General features: G+C 71.6%; 12 protein-coding genes and 3 pseudogenes. 6 read left to right on the top strand and 9 right to left on the bottom strand.

The genetic code is table 11. The features are described from left to right. Positions 1-204 (top strand): annotated as a pseudogene (locus tag ACWGIU_RS15030) (hypothetical protein); the annotation flags it as partial. Here ACWGIU_RS15030 and ACWGIU_RS15025 read toward each other — a convergent pair. From ACWGIU_RS15025 to ACWGIU_RS15015, 3 genes are all read right to left on the bottom strand, one after another. Next, positions 176-1,300: a CU044_5270 family protein gene (locus tag ACWGIU_RS15025; RefSeq protein WP_453705885.1), complete on the bottom strand. Its 1,125-nt coding sequence runs from the start codon at positions 1,298-1,300 to the stop codon at positions 176-178. The pseudogene ACWGIU_RS15030 and the gene ACWGIU_RS15025 overlap by 29 nt on opposite strands. Continuing rightward, complete coding sequence (locus ACWGIU_RS15020; protein ID WP_453705883.1) at positions 1,297-1,923, bottom strand: RNA polymerase sigma factor; 627 nt, start codon at positions 1,921-1,923, stop codon at positions 1,297-1,299. Before ACWGIU_RS15020 ends, ACWGIU_RS15025 begins: the two co-directional genes overlap by 4 nt. Before the next feature lie 145 nt (positions 1,924-2,068). Beyond that, positions 2,069-3,004, bottom strand: a complete 936-nt coding sequence (locus tag ACWGIU_RS15015) for a LysR family transcriptional regulator (protein WP_453705881.1) — start codon at positions 3,002-3,004, stop codon at positions 2,069-2,071. 206 nt (positions 3,005-3,210) lie between these two features. Here ACWGIU_RS15015 and snpA point away from each other — a divergent pair, with 206 nt between their 5' ends. Beyond that, positions 3,211-3,879, top strand: a complete 669-nt coding sequence (gene snpA / locus ACWGIU_RS15010; protein ID WP_453705879.1) for a snapalysin — start codon at positions 3,211-3,213, stop codon at positions 3,877-3,879. Between the two features lie 242 nt (positions 3,880-4,121). Here snpA and ACWGIU_RS15005 read toward each other — a convergent pair whose 3' ends face one another. The 4 genes from ACWGIU_RS15005 to ACWGIU_RS14990 all read right to left on the bottom strand — a co-directional run bounded on the left by ACWGIU_RS15005 (position 4,122) and on the right by ACWGIU_RS14990 (position 8,069). After that, positions 4,122-4,703 carry a dihydrofolate reductase family protein gene (locus ACWGIU_RS15005; RefSeq protein WP_453705877.1) on the bottom strand — a complete coding sequence of 194 codons (582 nt, stop codon included), beginning with the start codon at positions 4,701-4,703 and terminating at the stop codon, positions 4,122-4,124. A 110-nt stretch (positions 4,704-4,813) separates the two neighbouring features. Beyond that, positions 4,814-5,407, bottom strand: coding sequence for a GNAT family N-acetyltransferase (locus ACWGIU_RS15000; protein WP_453705876.1), 594 nt, complete (start codon positions 5,405-5,407; stop codon positions 4,814-4,816). A 206-nt stretch (positions 5,408-5,613) separates the two neighbouring features. Continuing rightward, complete coding sequence (locus ACWGIU_RS14995) at positions 5,614-6,672, bottom strand: family 2 encapsulin nanocompartment cargo protein polyprenyl transferase (protein WP_453705887.1); 1,059 nt, start codon at positions 6,670-6,672, stop codon at positions 5,614-5,616. Then, positions 6,663-8,069, bottom strand: a complete 1,407-nt coding sequence (locus ACWGIU_RS14990; protein WP_453705874.1) for a family 2B encapsulin nanocompartment shell protein — start codon at positions 8,067-8,069, stop codon at positions 6,663-6,665. The genes ACWGIU_RS14995 and ACWGIU_RS14990 overlap by 10 nt, the downstream gene beginning before the upstream one ends. A 236-nt stretch (positions 8,070-8,305) precedes the next feature. Here ACWGIU_RS14990 and ACWGIU_RS14985 point away from each other — a divergent pair, with 236 nt between their 5' ends. From ACWGIU_RS14985 to ACWGIU_RS14975, 3 genes are all read left to right on the top strand, one after another. Continuing rightward, positions 8,306-8,761, top strand: coding sequence for an RrF2 family transcriptional regulator (locus tag ACWGIU_RS14985; protein ID WP_453705872.1), 456 nt, complete (start codon positions 8,306-8,308; stop codon positions 8,759-8,761). A gap of 173 nt (positions 8,762-8,934) precedes the next feature. Further along, a complete protein-coding gene (locus ACWGIU_RS14980) occupies positions 8,935-10,131 on the top strand; it encodes a globin domain-containing protein (RefSeq protein ID WP_453705870.1) in 1,197 nt (398 codons plus the stop codon). A 126-nt stretch (positions 10,132-10,257) separates the two neighbouring features. Then, complete coding sequence (locus tag ACWGIU_RS14975) at positions 10,258-10,848, top strand: N-acetylmuramoyl-L-alanine amidase (protein WP_453705868.1); 591 nt, start codon at positions 10,258-10,260, stop codon at positions 10,846-10,848. 109 nt (positions 10,849-10,957) lie between these two features. Here ACWGIU_RS14975 and ACWGIU_RS14970 read toward each other — a convergent pair whose 3' ends face one another. Then, positions 10,958-11,155, bottom strand: coding sequence for a superinfection immunity protein (locus ACWGIU_RS14970; RefSeq protein ID WP_453705866.1), 198 nt, complete (start codon positions 11,153-11,155; stop codon positions 10,958-10,960). A gap of 118 nt (positions 11,156-11,273) precedes the next feature. After that, positions 11,274-11,612: pseudogene (locus tag ACWGIU_RS14965) on the bottom strand (NUDIX hydrolase); the annotation flags it as partial. A 59-nt stretch (positions 11,613-11,671) separates the two neighbouring features. Here ACWGIU_RS14965 and ACWGIU_RS14960 point away from each other — a divergent pair. Then, a pseudogene (locus ACWGIU_RS14960) lies at positions 11,672-12,195 on the top strand (1-aminocyclopropane-1-carboxylate deaminase); the annotation flags it as partial.

Genomic DNA, 12,195 nt, shown 5'->3' with positions numbered 1-12,195 from the left:
GCCCAAGTGGCGGCGGGAGCGCCCCTGCTGGCCTGGGCGGCCCACCGCCGCAGCCCGGGCTGGGCGACGGCGGGCGCGGCCCTGCTGGCGCAGGGGACCGCAGCCCTGGCGTACGACCGGGCCCGGTCGCGGCGCCGGACCCAGGATGTGCCGGGCCCGGGCGGCGGGTGGACGGTCAGCGGGCCGTGGTCGGCAGCTCCTTGATCCGGTCGACGATCGTCCGGTTCATGACCGCGCTGGTGAACACGACCGTGCCGGGCTTGATCAGGCCCTGCTCGCCGGACTCTCCCTGCACCTGGACGCGGCGCTCACCGAGGAACGTGAGGGTCTGGCGGTCGAAGATCCACTCCTCCCGCTGACCGGAGTGCTCGTCGAGCCGGGCCACCGCAACCCCGCTACGGCCCGCGGCGTCGACCGCGTCGTCCACCATGACCACACCGGGGATCTTCGCCGCGGCCTTGTACAGCGCGGCCGTGAGCTCGGCCGGCGGATAGCTGCCGCGCAGCAGGTCGCCGATCGTGGTGAACGCCTCCTGGTCGGGGCCGTTGCCGAGGCCCTGGGTCTCCAGGTAGATCCGCTTCAGCAGCGCATCGGGGTCGGTGGGGAGCCCGGCGAGGTAGTTGTAGGTGGGCGCGTTGAGGGAGGGCGTCGGAGTGTTGCCCTGCTCGTCGGGCCCCGCGAGGGTCGCGCCCTCCGCGCCGGTGTTGCCGGGCTCGATCAGCCAGCCCTCGGTGCCGTCCGGGGAGTTCCACTGGTGGCGCATGTGCAGCTGCTCGCTGACCACGGTCCTCTTGTCGCCGACGGTCTTCACGTAGGTGTTGGCCGTCTTGCTCCCGATGTAGACGAACTGGTCCGCGCGCACCGCCGGGCCGGAGCCGGCGGGGGAGGAGGAAGAGGAGGAGGCCAGGGAGATGCGGTCCAGGAGCTGCGGCGCCCCCTTGGGGTCGGCGGCGCCGATCCGGGTGGTCAGCGCCGGGCCCGTGGCCACCGTGGAGCCGGGTCCGTCCGCGGCGCCCCGGTCCACATAGGAGAAGAAGCCGACGGCGAGCGCGCCGGCCAGGGCGAAGGCCGCGGCGGGCACGAAGAACGCCCGGCGCAGGAACGGGTTGCGTGAGCCGCCGGCACGGACGGTGGCAGAGCTGGCGACGTCGGTGGCGCGGAGGTCTTCGTGGATCTGGGCCATCAGGCGCTCCTTGTGGAACCGGTGGCGGCCCTCGGGCAGGTCCCGTTCGGCGAACGGCGGCAGGGGGCAGTTCTCCTCCTGGCCTGCGGGGCGGGGGCGGGAGAGGTCGGCGTTCATCGGGTTCCTTCCTGTGCGGACCGGACCGCGTTCGCGCGGTCGTCATATGTCTGTCGGGGCCGAGCCGCGAGTTCCCGCTTTTTCTTCTTCAGTTCCGCGTCGGCGAGTTTGCGTAGCTTCGTACGGGCCCGGGACAGCCGGGAGCGGACGGTTCCGACCGGGATGCCGAGGACCCGGGCGGCTTCGGCGTACTCCAGGCCCTCACCCAGGCACAGCAGGAGGACCTCGCGCTCGGGTCCGCGCAGCGCACTCAGCTGCCCGAGCGTGGCCGCGATCTGCCGCCGGTCGTCGAGTCGGCCGGCCACCTCCTCGGCGTGGTCGGGCACGGATGCCACGCCGGCCGCCGCAGTGGCGGCGGCAGCGGCCCGATAGCGCCGGTTGCTGCGGCAGTGGTTGCGGGCGAGGTTGGTCGCGATGCCCAGGAGCCAGGGCCGCAGCGAGCCGCCCACGGGGTCGACCGTGCCGCGCAGCCGCCACGCCTCCAGGAAGGCGGCCGACATGACGTCCTCCGCGGCAGCCCAGTCCCCGGTCATCCGGAAGGCATGGTTGTAGAGGGTGCGGGCGTAGCTGTCGAACAGCTCCGCATAGGCGTCCGGATCCCCGGAACGCACCCGGGTTCGCATCTCTGTCGTCACTCCTGTCGGCTGTCCGGCACCCGGGGTGGAGTTCCCGTGACCTGGGTCACATCCCCTGGGTCACATCCACCGCGGAGCGTCGACGACCGGCGAGGACGCGCCGAGCGTGCGCGCCAGGGCTGGGGGCGCGAGGCTACGCCGCCTCCAGCAGCGGGCTCGCGTGGTGGTGCAGCCAGGCCCGGTAGGGGGGCGTCCGCAGGGCGGCCTCACGATAGGCGGCGCGCAGGTCCCCGTAGACCTCCGCGTGCGCGCCCGGCCTGGTGGCCAGCAGCAGGCGCACGGCGAGCGGGTCCCCGCAGAGCGGCCGGATCGCCATGTCCTCGCGCGGTCCCGAGGTCGGCTGGCACGGGGCGACCGCCTCGCCGGAGATGATCAGCGAGGCCGCCGTGTGGTAGTCGGCGTGCAGCACCGGCGGGTCGAGTCCGGCCCCGGCGAAGACCCGGCGCAGGCCGTCCCACTCGCCGTCGACCGAGGGGTCGACCATCCAGCGGTCGGCGGCCAGGTCCCGTAAGGAGACCACCGCCTGCCCGGCGGCAGGATGATCCCTGGACATCGACACGAACTGCGGTTCCCGTTCCATGAGTACGCGCACCTGCAGCCCCGGCGGCACCCGTAGCGGGCTGCCCTCCACCTCGTGCACGAACGCCACGTCGAGCTGTCCCGCGGCGACCATCCGGAGCAGCGCGTTGGCGGAGACGTCCACCACGAGGGAGGTCTCGGTGTCCGGAAGCCGCCCGTGGATCCGCCGCAGCCAGCCCGGCAGCGCGCTGCTGGCCGTGGAGCCGATGCGCAGCCGGGAGGCGTGGGCCAGTTCGCGGGCCTCTGCCACCAGCGCGGCCATCTCGGCGAGCAGCGGGCGGGCCCGGCCCAGTACGGTCCGGCCGAGGGGGGTGGGCCGGCAGCCGGTCCGCTCACGCAGGAACAGCTCGCCGTCGAGGGCGCGTTCGATGCGGCGCAGCTGGGTCGTCAGCGAGGGCTGGCTCACGCCGAGTTGCCGGGCGGCCTTGTGCAGGCTTCCGGCATCGGCGATGGCGCACAGTGCGCGCAAATGCCTGACCTCAAGCTCCATGACCCGAGGGTAGGCCGGTTCCCGCGGACCGCACCAGCCACCGATAGCCCCCCGAATCCCGCCATTCTCACGCTGATTGGGCTGTCGAAATCTTCCCGATAGGTCCGCGCTATCGGGGAGTGACATCATCCGCCGGGCACTTGTGCTCCCGCAGACTCCGGTTCGAAAGACCCCCCACCGCACCGGACGAGTAGGAGCTCCCCCACATGCGCCACTCCCGTAAGGCCATGCTGGCCACGACCGTCGGCCTCGGCCTCGCCGCCACCCTTGGTGTCGTCCCCACCGCCACCGCCGCGCCCGCCCCCGTCGGCAACGCCGTGAGCTACGCCGCGTACGAGCGTTCGCCGGAGAACGAGGCCGCCAACTCCGCCTTCTTCGAGGCCGTGCAGCGCTCGGTCGCCGAGCAGCGCGCCGCCAATCCCGGCATCCTGGCCGTGACCGTCACGTACAACACCCGTAACGCCCCCAGCTTCCGGACCCAGATAGCCCGTTCCACGCAGATCTGGAACAGCTCGGTGTCCAACGTCAAGCTGCAGGAGGTGTCCTCGGGCGGGAACTTCTCGTACCGCGAGGGGAACGACTCACGCGGCTCGTACGCGAGCACGGACGGGCACGGCCGGGGTTACATCTTCCTGGACTACCGGCAGAACCAGCAGTACAACTCCACCCGGGTGACGGCGCACGAGACCGGCCACGTGCTGGGTCTGCCGGACCACTACTCGGGCCCGTGCAGCGAGCTGATGTCGGGTGGCGGCCCGGGCACCTCGTGCACGAACGCCACGCCGAACTCCGCCGAGCGGTCGCGCGTCAACCAGCTCTGGGCCAACGGCTTCGCCTCGGGCCTGGGCGCGAAGGACCTCGCCACCAAGGGCTGAGTCACCGTTCCCCGGGCTCCGAGTAGGCAGGGCAGTCGGGGTTCCGGCAGGGACCCCGACCCCACACCGGAATGAAGATCCCGAGGGACTTGCGCCGCCTGATCACTGTGTCGACGCGGCGCCCGCACGCCGGGCACGTCTGCTGTTCGTGCCCGGCCTGCGGGGCCACCGTCTCGTGCGCGTGGTGCTGCTGTTCACCGGCCATACCTCCACGGTATGCCGGTTTCTCCGCGTTCGACGGATCAGCGCTTGCGCGCGTAGGTGGTCACGACCTGTCCGCCGCCGAAGGCCTTGACCCCGGTCAGCTCCAGGTCGCGCCGGGCGAAGCCGGCCCGCGTGAGGGGAATCCCGCTCCCGGTGAGGACCGGGTAGGTCTTGATCACGAACTCGTCGATCTCTTCGACCAGCTGGGCGGCCAGGTCCGCGCCTCCGCAGAGGTAGATGCCGAGCCCGTCCTGAGCCTTCAGTTCCCGCACCCGGGCCGCCACGTCCCCGCTGATCAGCTCGACCGCCGGGTCGAGCGTGACCGCGATCGAGCGCGAGACCACGTACTGCTTCAGGTGGGCGTACGGGCTGGTGACGCCCATCTTGAGACCCGGATCGTAGGTGCCGCGCCCCATGACGACCGCGTCGAAGTGCCGGGCCGTCGAGATGTCGACACCCAGCATCTCGTGGGCGTGGGTCGGAAGGGTCTCGGGGTACTCGGTCGTGAGGTGTCCGAGGTACTCGGGGTCCAGGTAGTCGTTGAAGAAGTCGCCGTCCCCGTCCGGGTCCGCCATGAACCCGTCGATCGAAGTGGCGATGAGGTACGTGAGCTTGCGCAAGCGATTCTCTTTCACTGGACAGCGCCACCACACCGGGGCACGCCGCCTAAAGTACTTCGCCTGCAGTGGTGACGCAAGGGCGCGTCTTCCCGGAGTCCGGACCGCGGCCTTCAGCCGCGCGGCTTGCGCCACATCGGCCACATCAGCGGCCCGTCCGGAAGCCGGACCGCCTCTCCCGTGAGCTCCCAGCCGAGCCGCTCGTACAGCCCCTTGCTGCGCTCGCTGCTCGCCTCCAGGTACGCCGGCACGCCCTCGCGGTCGCAGCGCTCCAGCACCGGCGCGATCAGCTCGCTGCCGAGCCCCTGCCCCTGCCGGCCCGGGGCGACCGCGATCATCAGCAGATACTCGTGCTCCTCGGCCGTCGGGTGCACCGCGCCCGTGAGGCGCCCGACCAGCTCGCACCGCTCGTTGTCCGGGTCCGCCACGGCCCGCATCCTCGCCGGCACCTCGTCCTCACCCTCGGGAACGCCCGCCGGGATCCGCAGCCACAGGGCGGCCGCCGAGCCGTCCACGGCGTAGTCGATCCGGCCCTCCTCCAGCGCCACGTCCACGAAGACGCCCAGGAACCTCCCGTGCACCGCGGCCCGGTGCTCCGGGTCCGGGAAGACCCAGCTGCTCACCGGGTCGGTGCGGAAGGCCTCGTCGAGCAGCCGCGCCACCGCGTCCCGGTCCGACTGATCCGCCTGACGTATCTCCAGCGCCACTGGTCACACCCTTCACTCACATGTCAACGACCGTGAGTGATCCTAGAGTTGGCGCGGACATACGGTAAGGCCCGTTCCGGCACCGTGCGGTACCGGAACAGGCCTCGCCCCCTCGCCCCCTCGCTTCCTCGCTTCCTCCGTCCCTCGCCCCCTCGCGCCCCTTCGCCTCCCTCGGGCACCCGGGATCTACTGGCTCCCCCGCACGCTCACCTCGTACGGCGCGTCACGAACTCCGCGAGCGCCAGCAGCCCGCCCGCCGCCCCGAGGTCCGGAACGGCCCGGGACAGCTGCTGCACCGCCCGCCCCATCCGGTCCGCGGCCTGCGCCTGCGCCCAGTCGCGCCCGCCGGCCCGGTCCACCGCCTCGGCCGCCCGGGCTACGTCGTCCCCGGCCATGGGGCCGGCGTACAGCTCGGCCAGCTCCTTCCCCGCCGCGGTGCCCGAGGTGAGGGCGGCCACGACCGGGAGGGACTTCTTGCGGGCGATCAGGTCGGCACCGGCGGGCTTGCCGGTGTGCCCCGGATCCCCCCAGATGCCGATCAGGTCGTCGATCAGCTGGAAGGCCAGCCCGGCCTCCCTCCCGAAGGCGTCCATGGCGTCGACCTCGTCCGGGCCGGCCCCCGCGTAGAGGGCGCCCAGCGCGCACGCGCAGCCCAGTAGGGCCCCGGTCTTGGCCGTGGCCATGGCCAGGCACTCGTCCAGCGAGACCTGCGGACGCCGCTCGAAGGCGCAGTCCGCCTGCTGACCCGCGCACAGCTCGATGACGCAGGCCGCGAGCCGGGCCGAGGCCGCCGCGGCGGCCGGGTGCGGATCCTCCGCGAGCAGCCGCAGCGCGAGCGCCATCATCGCGTCTCCCGTGATGATGGCGTCCGGCGTCCCGAAGACGGTCCAGGCCGTGGGCCGGCCGCGCCGCCGGACGTCCTTGTCGATGATGTCGTCGTGCAGCAGCGTGAAGTTGTGCGCCAGCTCCACCGCCGCCGCCGCCCGTACGGCCTCTTCCACCGGGCCGGCCCCGCAGCCGCGCAGGGCCTGAGCGGCCGCCAGTACCAGGGCCGGCCGGATGGCCTTCCCGGCCCCGCCGGCGGCAGGGCTGCCGTCCTCGTGCTCCCAGCCGAAGTGGTACATCGCCACGCGCCGCATCGAGCCCGGCAGGCTCTCGACCGTGCGGCGCAGCTGCGGGTCGACCGCTTCTCTCGTCCGTTCCAGCAGGGCCGCGGCGTCCTGGCCCTCACCGGTCGCGATGGCGTTCACGGCGGTCAGCGCCAGCGGCCGATCTCGACGTTCTCCAGCACGCCGAGCGCGTCCGGCACCAGCACCGCGGCGGAGAAGTAGGCGGTGACCAGGTAGGAGATGATCGCCTGTTCGCTGATGCCCATGAAGCGGACCGACAGGCTCGGCTCGATCTCGTCCGGGATGCCCGGCTGGTGCAGGCCGATCACGCCCTGCTCGTCCTCGCCGGTGCGCATGCACAGGATGGACGTGGTGCGGGCGTCGCTGATCGGGATCTTGTTGCTCGGGAAGATCGGCACCCCACGCCAGGACGGCACCCGGTTGCCGCCGATGTCCACCGACTCCGGATAGATCCCGCGCTTGTTGCACTCGCGGCCGAAGGCGGCGATCGCCTTGGGGTGCGCCAGGAACAGCTTGGAGCCGCGCCGCATGCTGAGCAGCTGGTCCATGTCGTCGGGGCTGGGCGCGCCGTCGTGCGGCTGGATGCGCTGGTCGTAGTCGGCGTTGTGGAGCAGGCCGAAGTCGCGGTTGTTGAGCATCTCGTGCTCCTGGCGCTCGCGCAGCGCCTCGACCGTGAGCCGCAACTGCTGCTCGGTCTGGTTCATCGGGTGGTTGTAGAGGTCGGCGACGCGGCTGTGCACCCGCAGGACCGTTTGCGCGATGGAGAGTTCGTACTCGCGCGGCCGGGCCTCGTAATCCACGAAGGTGCCGGGGAGGACGGCCTCACCCCGGTGGCCCGCGGAGAGCTCGATCGCGGCCTCGCCGTATTTGTTGGTCTCCCGGTCGGGCCGGGTCCGTACGTCCTCCACATGCTCGCGCAGCGACTCGACGCGGTCCGCGAGGAGCTGGAAGTCCTGGCGGGACAGGACGAGCACGGTGCCGGAGGTGGCCGCTCGGGCGGTGTACTCCCAAATCGATTCTTCATCGACGAGGGAGTCGTCGCCGAAGTACGCGCCGTCGGCGACGGTCCCCAGGACGGCGTCCTCACCGTAGGGGCCGGGCCCGATCTGCTCGATACGGCCGTGGGCGAGCAGGAAGACCTGGTCGGCGGGGCTGCCGAAGGAGGTCAGCTCGTGGCCGGCCTCGAAGTCGATCTGCCGGCACCGCTGGGCGAGTTCACCGAGGACATCGAGGTCCTCGTAGTCGCGCAGCAGCGGGAGCTCGCCGAGCTCGGCCGGGATCACCTGGACCTGGGTGCCGGTCTTGACGAACTCCACGACGCCGTTGCCGACCGAGTAGCTCAGCCTGCGGTTGACCCGGTACGTGCCACCCTGCACCGACACCCACGGCAGCATCTTCAGGAGCCACCGTGAGGTGATCTCCTGCATCTGCGGCGCGGACTTGGTCGTGGTTGCCAAGTTCCGTGCGGCCGTCGTCCCAAGACTGCGCTGCGGCGTCTGGGCCTCGGGCTCGGAACCTGCCTGGACCGACATGTCTTTCCCTTTCGATCACTCCATGGATCTGCGGGTGCAGCTTTTCACTACGGAACGTGGTGGGACCATTACACAAAAGGGTGGGACTACTCCGTCCGGGTCCAGGGCACCCTTTGGGGTCGCCCACCTCCCCCATGAGCCACGTCAGCCCCATTCACCCCATCCGTTTCGGCCACGGAGGGGACTCGCGAGGGGGTAATTTGCATCCGACATGCAAGTTTCTCTACGGTGACCCCATGCGGCTGACCCGATTCACCGACCTGGCACTGCGCGTCCTGATGCGCCTGGCCGTGGAGGAAACGGACCTCCCGACCACCCGTGAGGTGGCGGCGACCATGGAGGTCCCCTACACGCACACCGCCAAAGTGGTCGCCAGGCTGCAGCATCTCGGCCTGGTCGAGGCCCGGCGCGGCCGGGGCGGCGGGCTCGCCCTGACCGCCGCCGGGCGCGCCGCGCCGGTCGGCGCGGTGGTGCGCGAGCTGGAGGGCGAGGGCGACGTCGTGGACTGCGACGGGACCACCCCCTGCCCGCTGCGCGGCGCCTGCGTACTGCGCGGCGCCCTGCGCCGGGCCCAGGAGGCCTTCTTCGCAGCACTGGACCCGCTCACGGTGAACGACCTGGTGGCATCCCCGACAGGACCTCTCCTGCTGGGCATTTCGAGCAGGGCGCCGGCCGGGTCCGGGGGCCCCTGACCTCTCGGCCCGGATGGCCGGTTACCGCCGCCCCTCACCCACCACCGACCCGCCTGGGCCGACCCCGGCGGGAGCCCGAACAGAAGTCCGCCCCCGGCGGTCCTCTGCGATCAAAAATACGCATCTTAGATGCAAATTCAAGCAGTCACGTCCATCACATCGAGGAGTTCCACATGCTGTCCGAGAAGTCGAGCGCGACCGTACGAGCCACCCTGCCCGCCGTGGGGGCGGCGATCGGCGACATAGCCGAGCTCTTCTACACCAAGCTCTTCGCGGCCCACCCGGCACTGATCCGCGATCTCTTCAACCGGGGCAACCAGCGGTCCGGCCTCCAGCAGCAGGCCCTCGCGGGCTCCATCGCCGCCTTCGCGACCCACCTCCTCGCCCACCCTGACACCCGCCCCGACGTGATGCTCGGCCGCATCGCCCACAAGCACGCCAGCCTCGGCGTCACCCCCGAGCAGTACGCGGTCGTCCACGAGCACCTCTTCGCGGCGATCGCCGAGGTCCTCGGTGAGGCCGTCACCGCCGAGGTCGCCGGGGCCTGGGACGAGGTCTACTGGCTGATGGCGAACGCCCTGATCACCCTGGAGGAACGGCTCTACGCCGAGCAGCGGGTGGTCGCCGGTGACGTGTGGCGCGAGTGGACCGTCACCGGCCGCGTGGAGGAGACCGCAGACTGCGCCACCTTCCGGATCGCCCCCGCGGACGGTGCCCCCGCGCCCGCCCACCGGGCCGGCCAGTACGTCTCGGTCCAGGTCGAACTCCCGGACGGCGCCCGCCAGATCCGCCAGTACAGCCTCATCACCTCCCCCGGCTCCCCGGTGCGCGCGATCACCGTCAAGCGGGTTCACGGGGCGGCCGCCGCGGGCCCCGACGGCGAGGTCTCCAACCACCTGCACGCCCGGGTCCGGACCGGTGACACCCTGCGGGTCTCGGCCCCGTACGGCGACCTGGTCCTGGCGGACCCGGCCGCCCCGGTGCTGCTCGCCTCGGCCGGCATCGGCTGCACCCCGATGCTCTCGATGCTGGAGCACCTGGCCGACACCGGGCACACCGCCCCGGTGACCGTGCTGCACGCCGACCGCTCCCCCGCCGACCACCCGCTGCGGGGCGACCACCAGGCGCTGACCCACAAACTGGCCGACGCCTCGGCCCGGTTCTGGTACGAGGAGGCGGCGGAGCCGGGCGACGGCGAGGGCCGCATGGACCTCTCGACCGTCCCCCTCGCCCCGGGCACCCGGGCCTACCTGTGCGGGCCGCTCCCCTTCATGAGGTCCGTGCGTGAACAGCTGATCGCCAAGGGACTGCCGGCCGCCGACATCCACTACGAGGTCTTCGGCCCGGACATGTGGCTCGCATCGGCCTGATCGTGGCCGGATCGGCTCGCTCACCGTACGAACGCACTAGCCGTGGAAGGACCGCCTCCGCTAAACCGGAGGGTGACGATACGGACACACAGGGTGTCCGTCGCGCCCGCAACGAAGGAGGCGGCCATGGCCGCACCCATGTCCGCGGACCGTTTCATCAAAGCACTGCGTAACGAGGGCCTGACCGTGGTCGAGGTCGGCGCCTGGCGCACCCACAACCGCAACCACAAGGGCCCCTGGGGGCCGGTGCACGGCGTGATGATCCACCACACCGTCACCCGCGGCACCCCGTACACCGTCGAGCTCTGCCGGGAGGGCCACAGCGCCCTGCCCGGCCCGCTCTGCCACGGCGTGATCGCCAAGGACGGGCGTGTCCACCTCGTGGGGTACGGCCGCGCCAACCACGCGGGGGCAGGCGACTCCGACGTCCTGGCAGCGGTGATCGCCGAGAAGCGGCTGCCGCCGGACAACGAGACGGACACCGACGGCAACCGCCACTTCTACGGCTTCGAGTGCGAGAACCTCGGCGACGGCGAAGACCCCTGGCCGGCGGTCCAGCTCGACGCCATCGCCCGCGCTTCGGCGGCCGTCTGCCGGGTCCACCGCTGGACGGCCCGCTCGGTGATCGGCCACCGCGAGTGGCAGCCGGGCAAGGTCGACCCCAGGGGCTTCACGATGGACGCCATGCGCGCCCGCATCGGCGAGCGCCTGAAGTAGCCGGCCCCGGTCGGCGGCTCCGGGCCGTCCTCCCCGGGCCGTCGCCCCCCGGCCGCCCTCCCCGGGCCGTCCTCCCCGGCACCGCGCCGGGGACGACGACGGAGCGCCGCTACCTGCTGCGCGCGGCCATGGCGAGCGCGATCACCCATCCCACGACGGACCAGCCCAGGAACAGGTTGACCACCAGTACGGAGCCCTTGTTCGGCACCCCTCGCCCGAACGCGACAGCGGTCGGAATGAAGTAGGCCAGGACGATGACGAACAGCCCCACCACGCCGAACGGAATCGCATCACTGCTGCTGCCCATGGATCCCCCACCCCCAACGTATATGACGACCCATCATCACCGATGGCCCCTGCACGTGAAGGACCTCTCGGTGCCGGGCCGCGCGCCCGCGCGTGCCCTGGCGCGGCCAGGTGCGTGGTCAGCCCAGGTACGGCGCGGGGCGGCGCTCCAAGAAGTGTTGGAGGCGAAGGCGTTGAGTGTGGTGCATGGGCAGTACGTCGAGATCCGCCGGCGCCACGAACCGCAGTTCCGTGCTCTCGTCCGAGAGGAACAGCTCTCCGCCGCTGATGCGGGCCGTGAAGCAGACGTTGAACTGTCGCCTGATCTCGCCATCGCTGTACTCGATGATGTGCCGGGGGTCCGTGTACGTACCGACCAGTCCCGTGATCTCCACGTCGAGCCCGGTCTCCTCCTTGACCTCACGGACGGCCGTGCCGGGCAGCGAGTCGCCCAGGTCCATCCCTCCGCCGGGCAGCGCATGACAGCCCTTAACCGCTCGTTGCGACGGCACGGGCAAGTGCGCCCCACAATGGACGGGTGAATCGCCCCGCGAACGTTGACGTGCTCTTGCAGCCACGCCCGCCGTCCCCGTTGCAGGAGATCCGTGACGACAGGTTCGAGCGGTACGGCGTCCGCTTGCGGCTGAAGCGGGACGACCTGATCCACACCACCATCCCGTGGGACACGGACCTACTTGGACCAGTGGACCTGTACCCTCCCGGCAACAAGTGGCGCAAGCTCGCGCCGAATCTTCGCGCCGCCCTGAACGGTGGTCACGAGCAGCTGGTCACCTTCGGCGGGGCCTACTCGAACCACCTGCGAGCCACCGCCGCCGCCGGGCGGCTGCTCCGGCTGGCGACGGTCGGCATCGTCCGCGGGGACGAGCTCGCCGGGCGGCCCCTGAACGACTCCCTCGCCCGGTGCGCCGCCGACGGGATGCGGCTGCACTTCGTCTCCCGGTCGCAGTACCGCCGCAAGGCCGACCCGCAGGAGCTGGCCCGGCTGCTGGACTCGGCCGGCGCGGGCGGCGCGTACGTGGTCCCCGAGGGCGGCAGCAACGC

The sequence above is a fragment of the Streptomyces sp. NPDC054840 genome (assembly GCF_053611065.1).
Note: the sequence above shows the minus strand (reverse complement) of the source record. Positions and strands in the feature narration are given on the sequence as shown.